Annotated in this window: 19 protein-coding genes; 10 read left to right on the top strand and 9 right to left on the bottom strand. The window is 69.6% G+C overall.

All coding sequences use genetic code 11. The features are described 5' to 3' along the window. Positions 1 to 48 precede the first annotated feature (48 nt). Positions 49 to 822 (bottom strand): GntR family transcriptional regulator, encoded by a 774-nt coding sequence (locus AB0D59_RS30880; protein ID WP_362572278.1) that lies wholly within the window; start codon positions 820 to 822, stop codon positions 49 to 51. Between the two features lie 2 nt (positions 823 to 824). Continuing rightward, complete coding sequence (gene mmsA, locus AB0D59_RS30875) at positions 825 to 2,324, bottom strand: CoA-acylating methylmalonate-semialdehyde dehydrogenase (RefSeq protein WP_362572275.1); 1,500 nt, start codon at positions 2,322 to 2,324, stop codon at positions 825 to 827. Between the two features lie 435 nt (positions 2,325 to 2,759). Here mmsA and AB0D59_RS30870 point away from each other — a divergent pair, with 435 nt between their 5' ends. From AB0D59_RS30870 to AB0D59_RS30850, 5 genes are all read left to right on the top strand, one after another. Then, entirely contained in the window at positions 2,760 to 3,779 is a 1,020-nt protein-coding gene (locus tag AB0D59_RS30870) for a sugar ABC transporter substrate-binding protein (RefSeq protein WP_362572272.1), read from the top strand. Between the two features lie 110 nt (positions 3,780 to 3,889). Further along, on the top strand, positions 3,890 to 4,909 hold the full coding sequence (locus tag AB0D59_RS30865) for a substrate-binding domain-containing protein (protein WP_362572269.1): 1,020 nt from the start codon (positions 3,890 to 3,892) through the stop codon (positions 4,907 to 4,909). Continuing rightward, positions 4,909 to 5,988 carry an ABC transporter permease gene (locus tag AB0D59_RS30860; protein WP_362572267.1) on the top strand — a complete coding sequence of 360 codons (1,080 nt, stop codon included), beginning with the start codon at positions 4,909 to 4,911 and terminating at the stop codon, positions 5,986 to 5,988. Before AB0D59_RS30865 ends, AB0D59_RS30860 begins: the two co-directional genes overlap by 1 nt. 8 nt (positions 5,989 to 5,996) lie before the next feature. Then, positions 5,997 to 6,923: an ATP-binding cassette domain-containing protein gene (locus tag AB0D59_RS30855; RefSeq protein WP_362572263.1), complete on the top strand. Its 927-nt coding sequence runs from the start codon at positions 5,997 to 5,999 to the stop codon at positions 6,921 to 6,923. Positions 6,924 to 6,950: 27 nt separating this feature from the next. Beyond that, positions 6,951 to 7,970, top strand: coding sequence for a Gfo/Idh/MocA family oxidoreductase (locus AB0D59_RS30850; RefSeq protein ID WP_362572260.1), 1,020 nt, complete (start codon positions 6,951 to 6,953; stop codon positions 7,968 to 7,970). A 70-nt stretch (positions 7,971 to 8,040) separates the two neighbouring features. Here AB0D59_RS30850 and AB0D59_RS30845 read toward each other — a convergent pair whose 3' ends face one another. Genes AB0D59_RS30845 through AB0D59_RS30830 form a run of 4 tightly spaced genes read right to left on the bottom strand, consistent with a single transcriptional unit; the run spans position 8,041 to position 12,053 of the window. Further along, positions 8,041 to 9,060: a Gfo/Idh/MocA family oxidoreductase gene (locus tag AB0D59_RS30845; RefSeq protein ID WP_362572257.1), complete on the bottom strand. Its 1,020-nt coding sequence runs from the start codon at positions 9,058 to 9,060 to the stop codon at positions 8,041 to 8,043. Beyond that, positions 9,057 to 10,061, bottom strand: a complete 1,005-nt coding sequence (locus tag AB0D59_RS30840; RefSeq protein ID WP_362572255.1) for a Gfo/Idh/MocA family oxidoreductase — start codon at positions 10,059 to 10,061, stop codon at positions 9,057 to 9,059. The genes AB0D59_RS30845 and AB0D59_RS30840 overlap by 4 nt, the downstream gene beginning before the upstream one ends. 34 nt (positions 10,062 to 10,095) lie before the next feature. Beyond that, entirely contained in the window at positions 10,096 to 10,857 is a 762-nt protein-coding gene (locus AB0D59_RS30835; RefSeq protein ID WP_362572252.1) for an SDR family oxidoreductase, read from the bottom strand. Positions 10,858 to 10,874: 17 nt separating this feature from the next. Further along, positions 10,875 to 12,053: a phytanoyl-CoA dioxygenase family protein gene (locus AB0D59_RS30830; RefSeq protein WP_362572249.1), complete on the bottom strand. Its 1,179-nt coding sequence runs from the start codon at positions 12,051 to 12,053 to the stop codon at positions 10,875 to 10,877. Between the two features lie 108 nt (positions 12,054 to 12,161). On the opposite strand from AB0D59_RS30830, the gene AB0D59_RS30825 reads away from it, so the two are divergent. Next, positions 12,162 to 13,208, top strand: a complete 1,047-nt coding sequence (locus AB0D59_RS30825) for a LacI family DNA-binding transcriptional regulator (protein WP_362572247.1) — start codon at positions 12,162 to 12,164, stop codon at positions 13,206 to 13,208. 534 nt (positions 13,209 to 13,742) lie between these two features. Here the strand turns inward: AB0D59_RS30825 and AB0D59_RS30820 are convergent. The 3 genes from AB0D59_RS30820 to AB0D59_RS30810 all read right to left on the bottom strand — a co-directional run bounded on the left by AB0D59_RS30820 (position 13,743) and on the right by AB0D59_RS30810 (position 17,937). Next, positions 13,743 to 14,660 carry an endo-beta-N-acetylglucosaminidase H gene (locus AB0D59_RS30820; RefSeq protein ID WP_362572244.1) on the bottom strand — a complete coding sequence of 306 codons (918 nt, stop codon included), beginning with the start codon at positions 14,658 to 14,660 and terminating at the stop codon, positions 13,743 to 13,745. 373 nt (positions 14,661 to 15,033) lie between these two features. After that, positions 15,034 to 16,227, bottom strand: coding sequence for an extracellular solute-binding protein (locus tag AB0D59_RS30815; protein ID WP_362572241.1), 1,194 nt, complete (start codon positions 16,225 to 16,227; stop codon positions 15,034 to 15,036). A gap of 270 nt (positions 16,228 to 16,497) precedes the next feature. After that, the gene (locus AB0D59_RS30810) at positions 16,498 to 17,937 is read right to left on the bottom strand and encodes a gamma-aminobutyraldehyde dehydrogenase (RefSeq protein WP_362572238.1); all 1,440 of its coding nucleotides are present in this window, start codon (positions 17,935 to 17,937) and stop codon (positions 16,498 to 16,500) included. 165 nt (positions 17,938 to 18,102) lie between these two features. On the opposite strand from AB0D59_RS30810, the gene AB0D59_RS30805 reads away from it, so the two are divergent. From AB0D59_RS30805 to AB0D59_RS30790, 4 genes are all read left to right on the top strand, one after another. Then, positions 18,103 to 18,621: an Lrp/AsnC family transcriptional regulator gene (locus AB0D59_RS30805; protein ID WP_089098474.1), complete on the top strand. Its 519-nt coding sequence runs from the start codon at positions 18,103 to 18,105 to the stop codon at positions 18,619 to 18,621. Continuing rightward, positions 18,606 to 19,988 (top strand): aspartate aminotransferase family protein, encoded by a 1,383-nt coding sequence (locus AB0D59_RS30800; RefSeq protein ID WP_362572235.1) that lies wholly within the window; start codon positions 18,606 to 18,608, stop codon positions 19,986 to 19,988. The genes AB0D59_RS30805 and AB0D59_RS30800 overlap by 16 nt, the downstream gene beginning before the upstream one ends. Positions 19,989 to 20,178: 190 nt before the next feature. Continuing rightward, positions 20,179 to 20,919, top strand: a complete 741-nt coding sequence (locus AB0D59_RS30795; RefSeq protein WP_362572232.1) for an ATP-binding cassette domain-containing protein — start codon at positions 20,179 to 20,181, stop codon at positions 20,917 to 20,919. Beyond that, complete coding sequence (locus tag AB0D59_RS30790) at positions 20,901 to 22,295, top strand: hypothetical protein (RefSeq protein WP_362572229.1); 1,395 nt, start codon at positions 20,901 to 20,903, stop codon at positions 22,293 to 22,295. Before AB0D59_RS30795 ends, AB0D59_RS30790 begins: the two co-directional genes overlap by 19 nt. Positions 22,296 to 22,391 lie beyond the last annotated feature (96 nt).

The raw sequence follows: 22,391 nt of genomic DNA, 5'->3' as shown, positions 1-22,391 counted from the left end.
CCCGCCACCCCTGCTTCCCACCTCCGGCACGGGTGCCCGGACCCCGCCCTACCTGCGCATCAACAGGTGGAACTCGAACGCGTACCGCTCGGCGTGGTACAGGTGCGTGCCGTACTCCACGGCCTCACCGTCGGCGTTGTACGCCGTCCGCCGCATGGTGAGCAGCGTCGCTCCCGCGGGCTCTCCCAGGCACTCCCCCGCCTCGGCGGTCGCCGCATGCGCGCCGATCGTCTGCTGGGCGCTGTGCAGGCCGATGCCGGCCGCCCGCAGGAGCCGGTACAGACCCGTGGCCTCCAGCAGCTCCGTGTCGAGGTCCAGCAGCAGATCGGTCGGCAGGTGGTTGCGCAGGAGCGCCACGGGGACGCCCTCGGCATAGCGGACCCGCTCCAGCCTGACAACGCTGTCACCCTTCCTGATACCGAGGGCCGCGGCGACCTCGGCGGACGCGGGCACGACGTCGTTGCACACCACCCGCGTGCTCGGCTCCCGTCCGGCCTTCTCCAGGTCGTCGTAGAGGCTGCTGAGCTCCAGCCGCCGCTTGACCTTGCTGTGTGCGACCTGCGTGCCGACGCCCCGCCGCCGCACCAGCAAGCCCTTCTCGACCAGCGTCTTGATGCCGTGCCGGACGGTCGGCCGTGACAGGCCCAGCCCCTCGGCGAGGTCGATCTCGTTGCCGAGCAGGGCGCCCGGAAGGAGCAGGCCATGCTCGATGGCCTGCTCCAGCTGCCGGGCGAACTGGTAGTACAGCGGTACCGGGCTCTGGCGGTCGATGGCGATGTCCAGCACCGCCGTACCTCCGACGGCTTTCCGGCGCCCGGACATGGTCAGTGGTTGCGCGGGAAGCCGAGGTCGACGCCGGCGGGAGCGTCGGCCGGGTCCGGCCAGCGGGTGGTGACGACCTTGCCGCGGGTGTAGAAGTGCGTGCCGTCGTTGCCGTAGATGTGGTGGTCGCCGAAGAGCGAGTCCTTCCAGCCACCGAAGCTGTGATAGCCGACGGGAACCGGGATCGGGACGTTCACGCCGACCATGCCCGCCTCGATCTCCAGCTGGAAACGGCGGGCCGCACCGCCGTCCCGGGTGAAGATCGCGGTGCCGTTGCCGAACGGCGAGGCGTTGATCAGCGCCACACCGTCCTCGTAGGTGTCCACGCGCAGCACACACAGCACCGGACCGAAGATCTCGTCCTGGTAGGCCTTCGCGGACGTGGGCACCTTGTCCAGCAGCGAGATGCCGATCCAGTGACCGTCCTCGAAGCCGTCCACCGTGTAGCCGGTGCCGTCCAGGACGACCTCGCAGCCCTCCGCGGCCGCGCCGGCGACGTAGGACGCCACCTTGTCGCGGTGCACGGCCGTGATCAGCGGGCCCATCTCCGACGCCGGGTCGTTGCCGGGGCCGATCTTGATCTTCTCGGCGCGCTCGCGGATCTTCGCCACCAGCTCGTCGCCGATCGCGCCGACCGCCACCACGGCCGAGATCGCCATGCAGCGCTCGCCCGCCGAGCCGTAGGCCGCAGAGACAGCCGCGTCGGCCGCCGCGTCCAGGTCGGCGTCCGGCAGGACCAGCATGTGGTTCTTGGCGCCGCCCAGCGCCTGCACCCGCTTGTGGTTCGCCGAGGCGGTGGTGTGGATGTGGCGGGCGATCGGCGTCGAGCCGACGAAGGAGACGGCCTTGACGTCCGGGTGCTCCAGGAGGCGGTCCACCGCCACCTTGTCACCGTGCACGACGTTGAAGACACCGTCCGGCAGCCCGGCCTCCGCCAGCAGCTCGGCGATCTTGACCGACGCGGAGGGGTCCTTCTCGGACGGCTTCAGCACGAACGTGTTGCCCGTCGCGATGGCCATCGGGAACATCCACATCGGAACCATCGCCGGGAAGTTGAACGGCGTGATACCCACGACCACACCGAGCGGCTGACGGATCGAGGAGACGTCCACCCGGCTCGCGACCTGCGTCGACAGCTCACCCTTCAGCTGCACGTTGATACCACACGCCAGGTCCACGATCTCCAGACCGCGCGCCACCTCGCCGAGCGCGTCCGAGTGCACCTTGCCGTGCTCCGCGGTGATCAGCTCCGCGATCGCGTCCCGATTGGCGTCCAGCAGAGCCCGGAACCGGAACAGGATCTCCGTCCGCTTGGCCAGCGACGACTGACCCCAGGTCGCGTAGGCGTCCTTGGCGGCCGCTACCGCCGCGTCCACGTCGTCGACCGACGCGTAGGGGACCTGCTTCTCCTGATGGCCCGTGGCCGGGTTGTGGACAGGGCCGTAGCGGTCGGACGAACCCTCTTCGGGCTTGCCGTTGATCCAGTGGTGAAGGTGCTGCATCGCGTGCGGGTTTCCTTTCGGTGCCGGACTCTGACACGGGCGTGGCGGCCTTTCGCCTCTTTCCGGCGGCACACGATTCCGTAACGGATATATATCCGTTCCGTTCGACCCGTGGGTAATACATCTAAAGGCCGCTCATTCGAGGCTCTCCTGCATGCGGCGCACGCGGTTCCGGCGCCGCCAGGAAGGTGCGGGGAAAGAGGTCGGGACGCGCCGTCATTTCAGGTGTAGAGGTCGTGCGCAACCAGCGTCAAGCAATTGTTCTGACATCTTGCTCTGATGGATAAATGATGTCATTACAAGCGTTGACCCCGGGGTGGTGTGACGGTTCCATCTCCGTCATAGGCAACAGCAGTGTTAACGGCATGTGATCCGGAGTGTTCGCCCGATCAGCCGCCTCTCCCCTCCCCAGCCGCACAGTGAGGTGCCGGAAAGATGGAACGTTCGTCCCACCCCCGCTCCCGCAGATTCGCCCCTGTCCTCGCAGCCGCGGCGGCGGCCGCGCTCCTCGTCGCCGGATGCTCCAGCGGCTCGGGTGGAAAGCAGGCCCAGGAGGGCGGGTCCGCCGTCTCCGCCGGCAAGGCGAGCACCCCGCGCATGACGGTCGCGATGATCACCCACGCGGCCCCGGGCGACACCTTCTGGGACACCATCCGCAAGGGTGCCCAGGCCGCTGCGGCCAAGGACAACGTCAAGCTCATCTACTCCAGCGACCCCAGCGGCCCCAACCAGGCCAACCTGGTGCAGAACGCGATCGACCAGAAGGTCGACGGCATCGCGGTCACCCTGGCCAAGCCGGACGCCATGAAGGGCGTGGTGGCCAAGGCCGAACAGGCCGGCATCCCCGTGGTGGGCTTCAACAGCGGTGTCGACGACTGGCAGAAGCAGGGTCTGCTCCAGTACTTCGGCCAGGACGAGACCATCGCCGGCGAGGCCTTCGGGCGCAGGCTCAACCAGGCCGGTGCCAAGCACACCGTCTGCGTGATCATGGAACAGGGGCAGGTCGCCCTGGAGGCCCGCTGCGCCGGTGTGAAGAAGACCTTCAGCGGCAAGACCGACATCCTCTACGTCAACGGCACCGACATGCCGTCCGTGAAGTCGACCCTGACCGCCAAGCTCCAGACGGACAGCTCCATCGACTACGTGACGACCCTCGGCGCCCCGTTCGCGATGACCGCCATCCAGTCCATCTCCGAGTCCGGCAGCAAGGCCAAGCTCGCCACGTTCGACCTCAACAAGGACGCGGTCGGCGCCGTCAAGTCCGGCAAGATCCAGTGGGCCATCGACCAGCAGCCCTATCTGCAGGGCTACCTGTCCGTCGACTCCCTGTGGCTCTACAAGACGAACGGAAACTACAGCGGCGGCGGCGAGGCGCCGGTGCTGACCGGGCCGGCCTTCGTCGACAAGACCAACGTCGACAAGGTGGCCGCGTTCGCCGCGAACGGCACCCGGTGACAGCCATGCCCCCGACCACGGCACCGGCGACGGACTCCCCGTCGCCGGCCCCGCCGGCCCCAGAGCAGAACCTTTCCCATCCCCCTGCCGCACAGTGAGGTGCCAGAAAGATGGACCGTTCGTCCCAGCCCCGTTCCCGCAGAGTCATCCCCGTCGTCGCCGCGGCGGCCACGGCCGCCCTGCTGGTAGCCGGATGCTCCAGCGGCTCCGGTGGCAAGAAGGCCGACGAGACCGGGACCGACATCTCGGCCGGCAAGGCCTCCACTCCCCGTATGACAGTCGCGATGATCACGCACGCCGCGCCCGGTGACACCTTCTGGGACATCGTCCGCAAGGGCGCCCAGGCCGCCGCCGCCAAGGACAACATCAAGCTCGTCTACTCCTCCGACCCGAACGCGGGCAACCAGGCCAACCTGGTGCAGAACGCGATCGACCAGAAGGTCGACGGCATCGCCACCACCCTCGCCAAGCCCGACGCGCTCAAGAGCGTCGTCGCCAAGGCCGGGCAGGCCGGCATACCCGTCGTCGGCTTCAACTCCGGGGTGAGCGACTGGAAGAAGCTCGGCCTGCTGGAGTTCTTCGGGCAGGACGAGACGGTGGCCGGTGAGGCGTTCGGCAAGAAGCTCAACGAGGTCGGCGCCAAGCACACCGTCTGTGTCGTCCAGGAGCAGGGCAACATCGGCCTCACCCAGCGGTGTGACGGACTGAAGAAGACCTTCTCCGGCAAGACCGACATCCTCTACGTCAACGGCACCGACATGCCGTCCGTGAAGTCGACCCTGACCGCCAAGCTCCAGCAGGACAGCTCCATCGACTTCGTGGCGACCCTCGCCGCCCCGATCGCACTCACCGCCGAACAGTCGGTGTCCGAGTCGGGCAGCAAGGCCAAGCTCGCCACCTTCGACCTCAACAAGGACGCGGTCGGCGCCATCCAGTCCGGAAAGATCCAGTGGGCCGTCGACCAGCAGCCCTTCCTGCAGGGCTACCTGTCGGTCGACGCCCTGTGGCTCTACAAGAACAACGGAAACTACAGCGGCGGCGGTGAGCAGGCCGTACTGACCGGCCCGGCCATCGTCGACAAGACCAACGTCGACAAGGTCGCCGCATACGCCGCGAAGGGCACCCGGTGATGACCATGACCCAGACCACGGCTCCGGCGACGGACACCCCGTCGCCGGCCCCCCCGACGCACGAAAAGGACGGCCGCACATCTGAACGGCCTCTGGCCATCAGGTTGTTGGCGCGTCCGGAGGTGGGTGTCTTCCTCGGTGCCGCCGCGGTGTACGTGTTCTTCCTGATCGCCGCCCCGCCGGTGCGCGACGGCAGTTCGATGGCCACGGTGCTGTACCAGTCGTCGACGATCGGCATCATGGCGCTGCCGGTGGCGCTGCTGATGATCGGCGGTGAGTTCGACCTGTCGTCCGGTGTCGCGGTGATCAGCTCGTCGCTCACCGCCGCGATGCTCAGCTACCAGCTCACCCTGAACGTGTGGGCCGGCGTGATCGTGGCGCTGATCGTGTCGCTGGCGATCGGCTTCCTCAACGGCTGGCTGGTGGTCAGGACCGGCCTGCCCAGCTTCCTGGTCACGCTGGGCACCTTCCTGATCCTCCAGGGCGTCAACCTGGCCGTGACCAAGCTGGTCACCGGCAACGTCGCCACCGACGACATCAGCGACATGGACGGCTTCGGCCAGGCGCAGAAGATCTTCGCCTCCTCGTTCGACATCGGTGGCGTCCAGGTGAAGATCACCGTGTTCTACTGGCTGGTCTTCGCCGCACTGGCCACCTGGGTGCTGCTGCGCACCCGGTACGGCAACTGGATCTTCGCGGTGGGCGGCAACAAGGAGAGCGCGCGTGCGGTCGGCGTGCCGGTGACCTTCACGAAGATCTCCCTGTTCATGCTGGTCGGTGTGGGTGCCTGGTTCGTCGGGATGCACCAGCTGTTCACCTTCAACACGGTGCAGTCGGGCGAGGGTGTGGGTCAGGAGCTGATCTACATCGCCGCGGCGGTGATCGGCGGCTGTCTGCTGACCGGCGGCTACGGCAGCGCGATCGGCCCGGTCTTCGGCGCCTTCATGTTCGGCATGGTCAACCAGGGCATCGTGTTCGCCGGCTGGAACCCGGACTGGTTCAAGGCCTTCCTCGGCGTGATGCTGCTCGGCGCCGTCCTCATCAATCTGTGGGTCCGCCAGTCGGCGACCAGGAGGTGACCTACCCCATGACATCCAGCAACGAATCCGGCACGCACGGCGCGATCCTCCCGGACGATGCCGCGGACAGTGCCGCGGACAGTGCCGCGGACAAGGACAGTGCCACCGTCGAACTGCGCGGCGCCGGCAAGTCGTACGGCAACATCCGCGCCCTGCACGGGGTGAGCCTGAGCGTCCACCCCGGCAAGGTCACCTGCGTCCTTGGCGACAACGGCGCCGGCAAGTCCACCCTGATCAAGATCATCTCGGGGCTGCACCAGCACACCGAGGGCGACTTCCTCGTCGACGGCGAACCGGTGCACTTCAGCACCCCGCGCCAGGCCCTCGACAAGGGCATCGCCACCGTCTACCAGGACCTCGCCACCGTTCCCCTCATGCCCGTGTGGCGGAACTTCTTCCTCGGCTCCGAGATGACCAAGGGCCCCTGGCCCGTGCGCCGCCTCGACATCGAGAAGATGAAGAAGACCGCCGACCACGAGCTGCGCGAGATGGGCATCGTCCTCGACGACCTGGAACAGCCCATCGGCACGCTCTCCGGCGGCCAGCGCCAGTGCGTGGCCATCGCCCGTGCCGTCTACTTCGGCGCCCGCGTCCTCATCCTCGACGAGCCCACCGCCGCCCTCGGCGTCAAGCAGTCCGGCGTGGTCCTGAAGTACATCGCCGCCGCCCGCGACCGCGGCCTCGGCGTCATCTTCATCACCCACAACCCGCACCACGCCTACATGGTCGGCGACCACTTCAGCGTGCTGCGCCTGGGCACCCTCGAACTGAGCGCCTCCCGCAGCGAGATCACGCTCGACGAGCTGACCAACCACATGGCCGGCGGCGCCGAACTCGCCGCGCTCAAGCACGAGTTGTCCCAGGTCCGCGGAGTCGACGTCGAAGAGCTCCCCGAAGCGGACGAACTCCAGGTCGGCGCACCCCAGGCCGGCTGACCTCACCCACCACGGAGACATCAGAACATGCCATCTGAGCGAGCACTCGGCGTCGCCGTCGTCGGCACCGGCAGGATGGGCGCCGACCACGTCCGCAGACTGCACCATGTCGTCAGCGGAGCTCGCGTGACCGCCGTCGTCGACATCGATGCGGAGCGCGCCAGGACCCTCGCGGACGCGATCGAGGGCTGCACGGCGTACACCGAACCCGCCGCGGCCATGGCGGCGCAGGACGTGGACGCCGTCCTCATCGCCTCCCCGGGGCCCGCCCACGAGGCGGCCCTGCTCGAAGCCCTCGACCGTGACCTGCCCGTGCTGTGCGAGAAGCCGCTCACCCCCGACGCGGCCTCCGCCCTGCGCGTTGTGGAGGCCGAACAGAAGCTCGGCCACCGACGCGTCCAGGTGGGCTTCATGCGGCGGTACGACGCCGAGTACACGAAGCTCAAGCGGCTCCTGGACAGCGGGGAGCTGGGCCGGACGCTGATGCTGCACCAGCGGCACCGCAATCCGGCCATGCCGTCGTGGTTCACCGAGGAGATGCTGATCAACGACTCGGTGGTGCACGAGATGGACGTGACCCGCTGGCTCCTCGACCAGGAGATCACGGCGGTCACCGTGCACAAGCCGGCCCCGACGTCGTACGCCCCCGAGGGGATGAGCGACCCTCAGCTCGTGCTCTTCGAAACCGAGTCGGGTGCCCTCGTCGACGTCGAGATCTTCGGCCACTGCGGCTACGGCTACCAGGTGCAGGCCGAAGCGGTCTGCGAGCGGGGCGTCGTACGCATCGACGACGAGCACGGCCCGCGGCTGACCGCCGACGGCCGTTGGGGCGGCCGTGTCACCCCGGACTACCTGGAGCGTTTCGAGGACGCCTACGACCGCGAGGTCCAGGCCTGGGCGGACGCCACGCGGCGCGGCGAGACGACCGGGCCCAGCGTCTGGGACGGCTATGCGGCCGCGGCCGTGTGCGAGGCCGGGGTGCTGTCCCAGCGGGAGGGGCGGCGTGTCCGGGTCGAGCTGATCGAGCGGCCCGCTCTGTACAAGTAGGCGGCGCCCGCACAATTGGGAGAGGGGCGGTACCGGTCCGGTACCGCCCCTCTCCCGTGTCCGCCGCTTCTCAGCCGGTGGCCGGAAGCACCGTACGCGGCCGGAGGGGGAATCCGGCCGCCTGGTAGCACGCGTCGATGAGACGCATGGTGGTCAGCGCGTCGTCCGCGTCGAGAACCAGCGGTGCGCCCTCCCGCAGGTGGGCCGCGAAGGCCTCCAGCTGGAAGGTGTACGACGACCGGCGGCCGAGTTCCTCGGTGCGCTCCCCGGCGGCCGTGCGCACCACCACCCGGTCGTCCAGGTGCGGCTGCACGAAGTTCGTCGCCGTGGCCTCGCCGCGCGTGCCCACGACACGGCAGCTCATCCGGAACCTGTCGTACGCCATGTGGCAGTTGGCGCTGCCGGTGGCCCCGCCGGGGAACTCCAGGTCCGCGTAGAGCCACTCGTCGAGGCCCGCGGCGCCGGCCTTCTCCCCGCCACGCGCCGCCACCAGCCGGGGCGCGCCACCGGCCCACGGCGCGAGCGTCCGCAACGCGTGCAGGCTGTAGCACCCGAGGTCCATCAGCGCACCGCCGGCCAACGGCAGTGACCAGCGCACGTCGCTGTCCGGGGGCGCGGGCATGGCGACCATGGCCTCGACATGCCGGAGGTCGCCCAACTCCCCACTGTCCAGCAGCTCGTGCAGGCGCCGGGTGACCGGGTGGAACAGGTAGTGGAAGCCCTCCATGAACACCGTGCCGACCTTGGCGACGGCCTCGTGGACCTCGGCCGCCTCCGCCGCGTTGCTCGCGGACGGCTTCTCGGTGAGGACGTGCTTGCCGGCCCGGAGAGCGGCCAGGTTCCACGGCCCGTGCAGGCTGTTGGCCAGCGGGTTGTAGACGACCTCGATCTCCGGGTCGGCGACGAGGTCGGCGTAGGAACCGGCCACCCGCTCCACGCCGTGCGTGGCGGCGAAGGCCTCGGCCCGGCCCCGGTCGCGGGCGGCCACCGCGACCAGGCGGTGGCCGCCCGCACGAGCGGGCCCCACGATCGACAGTTCGGCGATCCGCGCGGCGCCCAGGACGCCGATCCGCAGAGGTTCGTTCGTCATCCCTTGCGCACCTCGTCGAGCCGTACGGGCCGGTGCTCGCGGAGCGAGAGGGTGCACGCCTCGGCGATCCAGCTCGCCTCGATGGCGTCCGCCACCGTGCAGGGGGAGGTACGGGTGCCGGCCACGACCTCGGTGAACGCGGTGAGTTCGGCGCGGTAGGCGGCGGTGAAGCGGTCCATGAAGAAGTGGTGCGGTGTCCCGGCCGGGAAGGTGGCGCCCGGCTCGACGGAGCGCAGCGGCAGCTTGTCCTCCAGACCGACCGCGATGCTGTCCTTCATCCCGTGCAGTTCCAGTCGCACGTCGTAACCGCGGGCGTTGTGCCGGGAGTTGGAGATGACGGCGATGGTGCCGTCGTCCAGGGTGAGCAGGGCGGACGCCGTGTCGACGTCGCCCGCCTCACGGATGTAGTCGGCGCCCCGGTTGCCGCCGGTCGCGTACACCTCGACCACCTCGCGGCCCGTCACCCACCGGACGATGTCGAAGTCGTGGACGCTGCAGTCGCGGAAGATGCCGCCGGAGACGGCCACGTAGGCGGGCGGCGGCGGCGCGGGATCCAGGGTGGTCGAGCGGACCGTGTGCAGGTCGCCGAGCTCGCCGCTGACCACGGCCCGGCGCGCGGCCACGCAGCCCGCGTCGAAGCGCCTGTTGTAGCCGATGTGCACCTCGACACCGCTGCCCTGCACCGCGCGCAGCACCTCCAGGCTCTCCTCGACGCCACGGGCCACGGGCTTCTCGCAGAAGACCGGAACGCCCGCCTTGACGGCGGCCAGGATGAGTTCGGGGTGCGCGTCGGTCGCGGCGGCGATGACGACACCGTCGACGCCGGCGGCGAACACCGCCTCGGGAGAGTCCACCGCGGTGGCCCCGAACCTCTCGGCGGCCGAGGCGGTGGCCGCGGCCACCGGGTCGGTGACCACCAGAGAGTCCACCGCGTCCAGCCCGGCGAGGGTCTCCGCATGGAAGGCGCCGATCCGGCCCAGTCCCATGATCCCTATACGCATGCGAATCTTCTTTCCTTCTCCTCGACGGAGCGGCTCAGTCCTGGCCGCCGAAGACGATCTGGTCCCAGTCGATGACCGAACCGGTCACCACCCCGCTGCGGTCGGACAGCAGGAAGACGACGAAGTCGGCGATCTCGTCGACCTGGCCGAGCTTGCCCATGGGCTGGGCCGCGGCGGCCTTCTCCCGCCAGTCGTCGCCCGCCCCGTGGAAGGCCCGCTGGGTGGCGTCCTCGCCCTCGGTGTCCGTCCAGCCGATGTTGAGGCCGTTGATCCGGATCTTGTCCCAGCGGTGGGCGTGGGCGGCGTTGCGGGTCAGCCCGGCGAGTCCCGCCTTGGCCGCGGAGTACGCCGCCAGGAAGGCCGGCCCGCCGTGGGCGCAGTTGGAGATGATGTTGACGATGGTGCCCGGCGCCGTGCGGCCCCTCATGTCGGCCACCGCCGCCTGCATCGCGAAGAACGGCGCCCGCAGGTTGATCGCCATGTGCTGGTCGAACAGCTCCGGCGTGGTGTCGAGCAGCGAGCCGCGCGATGTCAGCCCGGCCGCGTTGACCAGGCAGTCGATACGCCCGTGAGCGTCCACGGCGTGTACGACGCTGTCGCGCGCCTGGGCCGGATCGGCCAGGTCGGCGCGTACGAAGCGGGCTCCCGTGTCCGCGGCGAGCTTCTCGCCGACCTCGGCCCGGCGGCCGGTGAAGACGACGCTCGCGCCCTCCCGTACGGCCGCCTGCACGATGCCCGCGCCGACGCCCTGGCTGCCGCCGTTGACGAGGACGACCTTGTCCTCAAGCAGTCCCATGAGTTGCGGTGTTCCCTTCAGCTGTGGCGGCGCTTGGCGGCCGCCTGCAGTTCCTCGCGCAGCCGCTCGGGGGCCCAGCCCTCGACGACGGCCTGCCAGACGGTGTCCGCCGGGGAGGGCGGTGCAAGACCGTCGACCGGGGGGTCGAGGTCCAGGTTGGTGGGGAAGGGGTAGCCCTCGGCGGTGGCGGCGACCACGCGGCGCAGCCAGTCCTGCGAGACACCCTCGGCCTTGCGGCGCAGCAGCACCGGGAAGAGGGCGGCGGCCATCGCCTCGCGGTCCACCGTCTCCATCGCGCGCCCGAAGGCGGAGGAGATCTGCAGCAGGTTGGCCATGCGCCGGATGCCCGTCGAGCGGTTGTGCCCGGCTGCGTGGAAGAGCGCGGGGTTGAAGAACACCGCGTCGCCCTTGTCCAGCGGCAGCTGGACGTGGTGGGTGTCGAAGTACTCGACGAACCGCGGGAGTCGCCAGGCGAGGTAGCCGGGCTCGTACTTCTGCGAGTGCGGCAGGTACAGCGTCGGGCCGGACTCGACGGGCATGTCGCAGTGGGCCACCGCGCCCTGCAGCGTCAGTACCGGGGACAGGCGGTGGACGTGCGCCGGGTAGGCGGCCGCGCGTTCCTGGGTGAGGAAGCCCAGGTGGTAGTCACGGTGCACGCTCTGCGCGGCCCCGCCCGGGTTGACGACGTTGACCTGCGAGGTCACCTGGTAGGCGGGGCCCAGCCAGGCCTCGGCGATCAGTGCCAGCATGTCGTTCGCGTAGTAGTCGGCGAACGCCTCCGGCGCCCGCACGGCCATCTTGTCCAGGGCGTTCCAGACCCGGTCGTTGGCCCCCGGCTTGGCGAAGTGGTCGCCGCGGGCGGTACCGCTCGCGCGCTCCTCCTCGATCAGCGCGGTGAAGGCCTCGGTGGCCCGTTCGACGACGTCCGGATCGGCGAAGGCGCCCTTGAGGACGACGATGCCGGGTCCGTCGAGCAGCGCCCGGATCAGCTCGCTCTGCACGTCGCGCCGGCCGTCCGGGGTGACGGTGAGGTGGCGGAGCCGGCCGCTGTCGTAGACGAGCACGTTCTGATCCACGCGCTCCGCCGAGGAGTAGTCCGCGGTGTCGGTCTCCCGCTCGACGAGCGAGCGGAACGAGTCGAGATCGCAGTCGGCCTCGGTCAGCCAGGTCCGCTCCGCGGTGGCTTTGGAGGACATCCGGGTCCTTTCGCAGTGCTTGTCTTTCTGTCAGTCTTGAGAACCTCAACCCATCATTCAATCCTCAGCGCCACATCAAAAGTCCATCATCACCCTCGGGGAACCGTCATGCGCCACCCCTATCCGATCAGGGAAATCGCTCGTCAGGCCGGGCTGAGCACGGCCACGGTCGACCGCGTCCTCAATCAGCGGGGCAATGTGCGGGAGAGCACCATCAGGGAGGTGCAGGAAGCGATCAAGGACCTGGACCGCCAGCAGACCCAGGTCCGCATCGGCGGCCGTACCTTCATGATCGACATCGTGATGCAGACGCCGGAGCGGTTCTCCACGGCCATACGCGAGGCGCTGGAGGCCGAACTGCCCTCCCTGCATCCCGCCGTCGTGCGCTCACGCTTCCACTTCCGCGAGACCTGCCCGCCCGAGGACCTGGCCGGCACCCTGGACAAGATCGCCAAGCGCGGTTCACAGGGCGTGATCCTCAAGGCCCCCGACGTACCCGAGATCGCGGCCGCCGTCGGACGGCTGGTCGCGACCGGCATCCCCGTCGTCACCCTGGTGACCGACCTGCCCCACAGTGCACGTCAGGCCTACATCGGCATCGACAACCGCGCGGCCGGGGCCACCGCCGCCTACCTGCTCGAGCAGTGGCTCGGCGACCGCCCCGGCAACGTGCTCACCACCATCAGCCGGGGCTCCTTCCGTGGCGAGGAGGAGCGTGAGATGGGCTTCCGCAGCGCGATGCGCCTGGGCGCTCCCAAGCGGTCCCTGGTGGAGGTCACGGACAGCGACGGCCTGGACGCGACGCAGCGCGATCTGGTGCTGGAATCCCTCAAGCGCGACGAGGACATCACGGCCGTCTACTCCATGGGCGGCGGCAACCTCGCCACTCTGGACGCCTTCGATGCCCTGGGCAGGACATGCACGGTCTTCATCGCGCACGACCTCGACCACGACAACACCCGCCTGCTGCGGGAGCGCCGCCTGTCCGCGGTCCTCCACCACGACCTGCGCCAGGACGTGCGCCGCTCCTGCCAGGCCATCATGCGGGCCAACAAGGCCCTGCCGGACGACGGTCCGACCCTCCCCTCGGCGATCCAGGTGGTCACACCGCTCAACCTGCCGCCGGAGGTGTCGGCCGTGCCGTTCATCGGGTAGGCCGGACGTCGTGCTTTCCGAGCACCGGCGCTCGGTCCACACCTCCGGCGCTCGGCGAGCCGGGCGACCAGGAACAGCCCGCGGCCGACTCGTCGTGGGCACGGGCGCGGCGCTGGTGACCGGTTCGCCGATCACCGGTTCGGTGATGAGATCGAGCCCCTCCGGTCCGGGCCGCAGCCTCCAGCCCGTCGGCTTCTCCGAGCAGAAGGCGGCAGCCTGGCTGAGAGGCGACGCTGATCCTGATGCCGGCCGTCGCTCTTTTGTGCCGGTCGAAAATCCTCGTCGCACCTGTTGTGACGAAGATTGCTCGTTGACATCGGGCAACGTTCGTGACCTGCGCTGATGCCAACCAGCTTCAGCGGCCGGAAGCGCAGAACCAGAGTGACAGTCGGCACTTTGGTGCCGCGCAGGTCACGGTACCCATGGCGACCACGCCTCCGACATCGTTGTCGAAAGCGTGGCCTGCCCGAGGCGCGGCCCTACGGGATGCGGCAAGCCCCGAGGGGGCACCGGACGCCGGGGAGTGCGGTCGGCCTACGGCGTGTAGTGGGCGTCACTGCCGTACAGCACCCTGGTGAACGCGGAGACATCGGCGCTGCGATCGGCGCCGTCGAGGTTGTACGTCAGATAGACGCCGTACCCCTCACTGACCGTGCGGGTGGCGAGGGCGGCGGCCGTGCTCTGCGAGGTCCCGCCGATCTCGACGGCCGCCGGCGACAGCTTCGACTTGGGCAGTGCGATGCCGGGGACCTGCCAGGTGCCGTAGTACGGGTTCCACGCGTAGTCGAACTTGGACGAGACGTCGACACCGCCGTAGGACAGGCGCGACGCGGCCGGGCCGATGTTGTAGAGGCTGATGATCTTGTCCGGCATGTTGGCGCGCAGTGCCGACACCAGGTACACGAACGAGCTGGCGTTGGGCTGGCCGGTGCCGTTGTTGCCGTACTCCGCGTACTCGTCGTCGAAGTCGATGCCGTCGAGGCCGTACTTGGCCACGGTGTCCGACAGTTGTTTCGCGAACGTCGACGCCGCCGGCTGGGACGGGAAGTTGGCGAAGCCCGCGCCCTGGTGGTTGCCGAGTACCGAGAGGACGACCTTGATGCCCTTCTGCTGCAACGGCCGTATCTGCGTGGCGGCGTTGTCGAGGACGCGTTGCACGTTCTCGTTGAAGTACAGGGTCGCCGCCTTCGTACCCGTGTCGTAGTTGATGTTCGCCGCGAAGATCACGGCGACGTCGAAGACGTTGCCGCCGCCGTTGGCGAGGGTGTACTTGCCGACGTTCAGCATGCTGTTGTTGTTCACCTCGACGTACGCCACCGAGGTCGGTCCCTGTTTCGCGGCAGCGGGGGCCGCTGCCGCGCCGGTCGTGGTGGTCGCGCCCAAGACGAGGGCCGTAACGGCCGAGAGCGCGAGCGCGGCCGTCCGTACTCTGTTCCGCACCGGAGTTAACACGTTGATCGGTCTCCCATCGCATGGAGCGGCGCCCGACCTGTTCGCGAGCGCCGAGTGAGCCCCCCGATCTTTCCGTTCCCGTGACCGAATCCCCAGAACCATGCGAGAACTTTTCCCGACTCCCACGCACGTCGCGCGGTAACCCTGAGCCCGGGCAAGGGAGTTACTGGAACGCTACGCCGCACCGTCCCAGGCCTGCGACCGACAGAATCCCGGCGCCTCTGCGGCAAACCTCAGGTTCCGCTCCCCGGAGGGCGGTGGGCGCCCAGCCTGCCCGTCGGCGCGCTGGTCTGCGGATCGAACGTCCGACCGGTGTCAACCAGCCCTCTTCTGTGCCAACCAAGGATCCTCGTCACACAAGTGCCGCGGCGCCCTACAGCCCCACGATCTTGTTCCACCGCTTCGCGAAGTCCACGCGCTCGGTCGACGTGATGTCGCGGGCGATGGCGAGGCGCCTGCGCATCGCCGTGTTCGGGAAGATCAGGGGGTTCTCGGCGAGGGCCGCGGTGTCCTTGTCCTTGGAGGCGGCGAGGACCTGCTGGGCCGCCGGGACCGGGCAGACGTAGTTGACCCAGGCGGCCAGCTCGGCGGCGACCTCGGGCTCGTAGTAGTAGTCGACGAGGCGTTCGGCGTTGGCCTTGTGGTCGGCGCGGTCCGGGATCATCAGGGAGTCCGACCACAGCTCCGCGCCCTCCTCCGGGACGAGGAAGCGGATGTCGGGGTTGTCGGCCTGGAGCTGGATGACGTCACCGGAGTACGCCTGGCAGGCCAGGACGTCGCCGCTGACCAGGTCCTTGGTGTAGTCGTTGCCGGTGAAGCGGCGGATCTGGCCCCGGGCGACCTGCTTCTCCACCTCGTCGCAGACGTCGTAGAAGTCGTCGGCCGTCCACTTGGTGATGTCCACGCCGTTGCCCTGCATCAGCAGCGCGAACGCCTCGTCGAGGCCGGAGAGCAGGGTCACCCGGCCCTTGAGGTCGCTCGCCCACAGGTCCTTGACGTGCCGGATCTCGCGGCCCAGCTTCCTGCGGTTGTACGCGATGCCGGTGATGCCCGACTGCCACGGCACCGTGTACAGGCGGCCCGGGTCGAAGGCGGGCGAGCGGAGCAGCGGGTCCAGGTACTTCGCCACGTTCGGCTGGTGGGCGCGGTCCATCTTCTGGACCCAGCCCAGGCGGACGAACCGCGCGCACATCCAGTCGCTGATGACGATCAGATCCCGTCCGGTGGACTGGTGGTTCATCAGCGCCGGGCTGATCTTGCCGAAGAACTCGTCGTTGTCGTTGATCTCCTCGATGTAGTCGACGGAGATCCCGGTCTGCTTCTCGAAGGCGTCGAGGGTGGGCCGCTTGTTCGGGTTGTCGTCGTCGACGTCGATGTACAGCGGCCAGTTCGCGAAGACCAGCCTGTGGTCCTGGGCCGACAGGTCGGTCACGGTGCGGTCGCCGGCCTTGACGTAGGCGGCGGGCACCCCACAGCCGGCCAGTGCGCCGAGTGCGGCGGTGCCGCCGAGCGCGCGCAGCAGGGAGCGACGGGAGAGCGCGGGCGTCCGAGGAGAGGTCTGGGGCACACCTGAAGCATGTCGCGCATACCTGATGCCGGGCAATCGACGCTGCGTCGAGCCCCCTGACGCGGACCGGACACCTTGTCGATGGCCTAGGTCAACACGGCGTTACGCGCCCGGTCACCGGGGGGCCTTCCCAACCCCGGGCAGCGCAACCCACCCAAAGGGGCGCGGGGAACTGCGCGACCAGCCCCCACGCCCCTGCGGCCACACCCACGCCCGCAGCCACGCCCTCAGCTGAAGCCGCAGCCGCAGCCGCAGCCGCAGCCGAGAGAATCAGCCTTCCAGCGACGTCATCACATGCTTGATCCGCGTGTAGTCGTCGAACCCGTACGCCGACAGGTCCTTGCCGTACCCGGACTTCTTGAACCCGCCGTGCGGCATCTCCGCGACCAGCGGAATGTGCGTGTTGATCCACACGCAGCCGAAGTCCAGCTTCTTGGACATCCGCATCGCCCGCCCGTGGTCCTTGGTCCACACTGAGGAAGCCAGCGCGTACTCGACGCCGTTGGCCCACTCGGTGGCCTGGTCCTCGTCCGTGAAGGACTGGACGGTGATGACCGGTCCGAAGACCTCGTTCTGGATGATCTCGTCGTCCTGCTTGAGCCCGGAGACGACGGTCGGGGCGTAGAAGTAGCCCTTGTCACCGACCCGCTGACCGCCGGCCTCGACCTTGGCGTGGGCGGGAAGCCGCTCGATGAAGCCGGAGACCTGCTTCAGCTGGTTCGGGTTGTTCAACGGCCCGAACAGCACGTCCTCGTCGTCCGGCTGGCCCGTCTTCGTCTCGGCCGCGGCCTTCGCGAGCGCGGCGACGAACTCGTCGTGGATGGACTCCTGGACGAGCACGCGGGTGGCGGCCGTGCAGTCCTGGCCGGCGTTGAAGAAGCCCGCGACAGAGATGTCCTCGACGGCCTTGGCGATGTCCGTGTCCTCGAAGACGACGACCGGCGCCTTGCCGCCCAGCTCCAGGTGGACCCGCTTGAGGTCCTTGGACGCGGACTCGGCGACCGACATGCCGGCGCGCACGGAACCGGTGATGGAGGCCATCGCCGGGGTCGGGTGCTCGACCATCAGACGGCCGGTGTCACGGTCGCCGGTGACGACGTTGAAGACACCCTTCGGCAGGATCCCGCCGATGATCTCCGCGATCAGGACGGTCGACGCCGGCGTCGTGTCCGACGGCTTCAGCACGACCGTGTTGCCCGCCGCGATCGCCGGGGCGAACTTCCACACGGCCATCATCATCGGGTAGTTCCACGGCGCGACCTGCGCGCAGACGCCGACCGGCTCGCGGCGGACGATGGAGGTCAACCCCTCCATGTACTCGCCGGCCGACCGGCCCTCCAGCATCCGCGCCGCGCCAGCGAAGAAGCGGATCTGGTCGACCATCGGCGGGATCTCCTCGGAGCGGGTGAGCCCGATGGGCTTGCCCGTGTTCTCCACCTCGGCCGCGATGAGGTCCTCGGCGCGCTCCTCGAACGCGTCGGCGATCTTCAGGAGGTGCTTCTGGCGCTCGGCGGGTGTGGTGTCCCGCCACGCCGGGAAGGCCGCGGCGGCGGCCGCCATGGCCGCGTCGACGTCCGCCGCTCCGGACAGCGGCGCCGTCGCGTACGCCTCGCCCGTCGCCGGGTTGACCACCTCCGTGGTCCGTCCGTCGGCGGCGTCCCGGAACTCACCGTCGATGTAATTGCGCAGACGACGCAGCTCGGTGCTCACTGCCGGCCCTCCAAGTTCGGGTGTCCATTGACTGAGACACCCACACTAATCCGAGATCCCACGTTTTCAACACCCCCACGGCCGCCGCGTCTGCGAAATCCGCAATACCGGGCACCCCAAACAACGAATTTCATCGATGCGGCCTTGCGGAACCGTCGAGACGTCGTGCACAGTGAGGTCGTGGCCAGTCGAAGCGCAGACCAGAGGGACTCGTCCCGCGAGTCCAGGAACGGCACTCCCCAGTTGGACGCCGTTTCCCTCGCCATCATCCAGCAGCTCCAGGAGGACGGCCGCCGGCCGTACGCCGCGATCGGCAAGGCCGTCGGCCTGTCGGAGGCGGCCGTGCGCCAGCGCGTCCAGAAGCTGCTGGACCAGGGCGTGATGCAGATCGTCGCCGTCACGGACCCGCTCACCGTGGGTTTCCGCCGGCAGGCGATGGTCGGCGTCAACGTCGAGGGCGATGTCGAGTCGATCGCGGACGCGCTGACCGCCATGTCGGAAGTCGAGTACGTGGTGATGACCGCGGGCTCGTTCGACATCCTCGCGGAGATCGTCTGCGAGGACGACGACCACCTGCTGGACGTCATCAACAAACGCATCCGGGCACTGCCCGGCGTGCGCTCCACCGAAAGCTTCGTCTACCTGAAGCTGAAGAAGCAGACCTACATGTGGGGAACCCGATAACCGTGACCGAGAAGGACCTCAGCCGCACCGCGTACGACCACCTGTGGATGCACTTCACCCGCATGTCCTCGTACGAGAACTCCCCCGTCCCGACCATCGTCCGGGGTGAGGGCACCTACATCTACGACGACAAGGGCAAGCGCTACCTCGACGGTCTCGCGGGTCTGTTCGTGGTCCAGGCCGGTCACGGCCGCACGGAACTCGCCGAGACCGCCTTCAAGCAGGCCCAGGAGCTGGCGTTCTTCCCGGTGTGGTCGTACGCCCACCCGAAGGCCGTCGAGCTGGCGGAGCGCCTGGCCGACTACGCCCCCGGCGACCTGAACAAGGTCTTCTTCACCACCGGCGGCGGCGAGGCCGTGGAGACCGCCTGGAAGCTCGCCAAGCAGTACTTCAAGCTCAAGGGCAAGCCGACCAAGTACAAGGTCATCTCCCGCGCGGTCGCCTACCACGGCACCCCGCAGGGCGCGCTGTCCATCACCGGCCTGCCGGCCCTCAAGGCGCCGTTCGAGCCGCTGGTCCCGGGCGCGCACAAGGTGCCGAACACCAACATCTACCGCGCCCCGCTGTTCGGCGACGACCCGGAGGCCTTCGGCCGCTGGGCCGCCGACCAGATCGAGCAGCAGATCCTCTTCGAGGGCCCGGACACCGTCGCCGCGGTCTTCCTGGAGCCCGTCCAGAACGCGGGCGGCTGCTTCCCGCCCCCGCCCGGCTACTTCCAGCGGGTCCGCGAGATCTGCGACCAGTACGACGTGCTGCTCGTCTCCGACGAGGTCATCTGCGCCTTCGGCCGCCTCGGCACGATGTTCGCCTGCGACAAGTTCGGCTACGTCCCGGACATGATCACCTGCGCCAAGGGCATGACCTCGGGCTACTCCCCGATCGGCGCGTGCATCATCTCCGACAAGCTCGCCGAGCCGTTCTACAAGGGCGACAACACCTTCCTGCACGGCTACACCTTCGGCGGCCACCCGGTGTCGGCGGCCGTGGGCCTGGCCAACCTCGACCTGTTCGAGCGCGAGGGCATCAACCAGCACGTGCTCGACAACGAGGGCGCGTTCCTGTCCACCCTCCAGAAGCTGCACGACCTGCCGATCGTCGGCGACGTCCGCGGCAACGGCTTCTTCTACGGCATCGAGCTGGTCAAGGACAAGGCCACGAAGGAGTCCTTCAACGACGAGGAGACCGAGCGCGTCCTGTACGGCTTCCTCTCCAAGGCCCTGTTCGACAACGGCCTGTACTGCCGTGCCGACGACCGCGGCGACCCGGTCGTCCAGCTCGCCCCGCCGCTGATCTCCAACCAGGAGACCTTCGACGAGATCGAGCAGATCCTGCGCGCCACGCTGACGGAGGCGTGGACGAAGCTCTGATCATCGGATCAGCGGTCCGATCCGGCCCCGGTGCCGTCCGTTCGAGTGAGAACGGCGGCCCGGGGCCGTGTGCTGTCCGGGCTCGGCCCGCCGACCTGCCTAGCGTGCACGTGACCGATCGGCCCAGCCTTCGTTCCCCCGGACGGGGGATCGGATGCGGGAAAACGGATCAGAACCGAGGTGTACGCCCATGGAGGCCCCGCCGGACAACGACGTGCTGTGGGCACGCTCCCTGCACTTCTGCCACCCGGACGGCTCGCCCGGTGTCGCCGGTGTCTCGCTCGGCGTACGGGAGGGCGAGATCCTCGCCGTCAGCGGGCCGCGCGGCAGCGGCAAGACCACGCTGCTGAGGTGCCTTTCCGGTCTGGTCCCGGCGCAGCACGGCGAGGTCTGGTTCAACAGCACGGCCGTACACCGGATGGGCCCGCTCACCCGTGAACGGCTCCGCCGCGACCGCTTCGGCTGGATCGACCCGGCGCCGACGCTGGTCCCCGAGCTGAACGTCTGGGAGAACACCGCCCTGCCCCTGATGCTGCGTGGCACCGGCCGCCGCCGGGCCAAGGTGGCCGCACTGGAGTGGCTGGAGCGCCTCGACGTCGGCGACAAGGCCCGCAGCCACCCCGCGAAACTCCAGCAGGCCGAACGCCAGCGCGTCTGCATCGCCCGCGCCCTCGCCCCCTCCCCCACGATCCTCTTCGCGGACGAGCCGACGGCACCGCTGCACCGCGCCGACCGCGCCCACGTGCTGCGCACCCTCACCACGGCGGCCCGCTCGCACGGCATCACGGTGGTCCTGGCCACGCACGACGCGGAAACGGCCGCCCTGGCCGACCGCAAGGTCTCGCTCCTGGACGGGCGCCGGGTGAACACGGTCCACCTGCCGCCGGTCCCCGAAGCGGAGGGCCGGGCCGAGTGCTCGCTCTCCGTCTGACCCGCGCCGCCCGCCCGGCCGTCCACCTGCGCCGCCTCCTGGTGACCACGGCGGCCGCCGGCACGGGCTTCCTGCTGCTGTCCGCCCTCGGCTACGCGATGGTCCACCCGACCCACTCCACGGCCGCCCTGCTGCGCCTGTCGTGGTGTGCGATCCCGCTCGCCGCCACGGTGTACCTAGCGATCGCGGTGGCCCGCACCGACCCCGGCACCAAACCGCGCCCGGGCCTGTCCGCCCTGGGCCTGGGTCCGGCCCGGCTGATGGCCATCGCCGCCCTGAACACGGCCCTGGCCTGCACCCTGGGCTCGGTGCTGGCCCTCCTGGTCTTCCTCCACCTGCGCGGCGACCTCACGGGCATGCCTTTCGACGGCGCGGCGAAGGACTTCCTGGCGGCGAACCGGTCCCTGCCCGTCCCGGCGGCCCTGACGCTCCTGGCCGTGCTCCCGGTGCTCGCGTCCACGGCGGTGGCGGTGACCCTCCGCCCGAGGGACCTGCGGGGCCCGGCGGGCCGGGCGCGTGTCTACGGTCGTTTCGGGGCCTACGCCTCCAAGCCAGGGCGGGAGACGTTCGGAACGTACGGCCGATTCGGCGCCCGCCTCTTCGCAACCTCGCCCCGGCCGACACCGCCGACCACGGCCGGCCGCGCCACCAAGACGGCACAGGCAGCCGCCGCGGACGCCCCCACCGGGGAAGGCACGTCGCAAGCGCCGGCAGGCGAACCCCCCCTCCCGGCCCCCGCGGACGTCCCCGAGCTGTTCGGGGTCGCGAAGTCCCCCACCGGCCTCCCGTGGGGCATCGCCGTGCTCGCCGCGGGCCTCGCCGTGGAGTCCTACGCAGGCGCCACCGAAGCCACCCCGGTGACCACCCTCCCCGGGGGCCTGGCCGTAGGCCCCGTCGGGGCCCTCGCCGGCTGGACCCTCACCGCCCTCGGCCTGATCCTCGCCGCCCCCGGCCTCACCCACCTCTGCGGCCGCCTCCTCCAGACCGCCCGCCCCGGCGCCCTCCGTCTCCTGGCCGGCCGTGTCCTGATGGCGGAGGCCACCCGCATCGGCCGCCCCCTCGGCGTCGTCTGCGCGGTGGCGTCGGCGGCCTTCGCGGCCCTCACGCTCTACGACGACGGCGACACCCTCGCCTTCGGCCCGCTCACCACCCTCGGCGGTGTCGTGGTCGCCGGCTGCGCGCTGGCCACGCTTCTGACCGCCGCCGTGGAGGCCCGCCAGTCCCGCGCCGACACCACCCGGGCCCTGCTCCGCCTGGGCGCCCCGGCCACGGTGCTGCGCAGCGCCGCGGCCCTGCGCTCCGGCGCCCTGCTGGCCCTCTTCGTCCCTCTCACCCTGCTGGTCGCCGACCTCGCCGCGCTGCCCCTCGCGCGCTGAGAGGCCGTTCGAAAGTCGCGGCACAGGAACGCGAGACCACCGATGACTTTCGAAGCACCCCGCGGTCTATCCCGCCGAACGGCACGACACTCGAGG

The organism is Streptomyces sp. NPDC048417 (assembly GCF_040651615.1).
Lineage (GTDB): Bacteria > Actinomycetota > Actinomycetes > Streptomycetales > Streptomycetaceae > Streptomyces.
Note: the sequence above shows the minus strand (reverse complement) of the source record. Positions and strands in the feature narration are given on the sequence as shown.

Excerpts from the sequence above, each read along its gene's own strand:
- AB0D59_RS30880 (WP_362572278.1), bottom strand. The coding sequence starts at position 822 with ATGTCCGGGCGCCGGAAAGCCGTCGGAGGTACGGCGGTGCTGGACATC.
- AB0D59_RS30825 (WP_362572247.1), top strand. The coding sequence starts at position 12,162 with ATGCGCCACCCCTATCCGATCAGGGAAATCGCTCGTCAGGCCGGGCTG.
- AB0D59_RS30870 (WP_362572272.1), top strand. The coding sequence starts at position 2,760 with ATGGAACGTTCGTCCCACCCCCGCTCCCGCAGATTCGCCCCTGTCCTC.
- AB0D59_RS30840 (WP_362572255.1), bottom strand. The coding sequence starts at position 10,061 with ATGCGTATAGGGATCATGGGACTGGGCCGGATCGGCGCCTTCCATGCG.
- AB0D59_RS30850 (WP_362572260.1), top strand. The coding sequence starts at position 6,951 with ATGCCATCTGAGCGAGCACTCGGCGTCGCCGTCGTCGGCACCGGCAGG.
- AB0D59_RS30865 (WP_362572269.1), top strand. The coding sequence starts at position 3,890 with ATGGACCGTTCGTCCCAGCCCCGTTCCCGCAGAGTCATCCCCGTCGTC.
- AB0D59_RS30860 (WP_362572267.1), top strand. The coding sequence starts at position 4,909 with ATGACCATGACCCAGACCACGGCTCCGGCGACGGACACCCCGTCGCCG.
- AB0D59_RS30795 (WP_362572232.1), top strand. The coding sequence starts at position 20,179 with ATGGAGGCCCCGCCGGACAACGACGTGCTGTGGGCACGCTCCCTGCAC.
- mmsA (WP_362572275.1), bottom strand. The coding sequence starts at position 2,324 with ATGCAGCACCTTCACCACTGGATCAACGGCAAGCCCGAAGAGGGTTCG.
- AB0D59_RS30835 (WP_362572252.1), bottom strand. The coding sequence starts at position 10,857 with ATGGGACTGCTTGAGGACAAGGTCGTCCTCGTCAACGGCGGCAGCCAG.
- AB0D59_RS30845 (WP_362572257.1), bottom strand. The coding sequence starts at position 9,060 with ATGACGAACGAACCTCTGCGGATCGGCGTCCTGGGCGCCGCGCGGATC.
- AB0D59_RS30855 (WP_362572263.1), top strand. The coding sequence starts at position 5,997 with ATGACATCCAGCAACGAATCCGGCACGCACGGCGCGATCCTCCCGGAC.
- AB0D59_RS30830 (WP_362572249.1), bottom strand. The coding sequence starts at position 12,053 with ATGTCCTCCAAAGCCACCGCGGAGCGGACCTGGCTGACCGAGGCCGAC.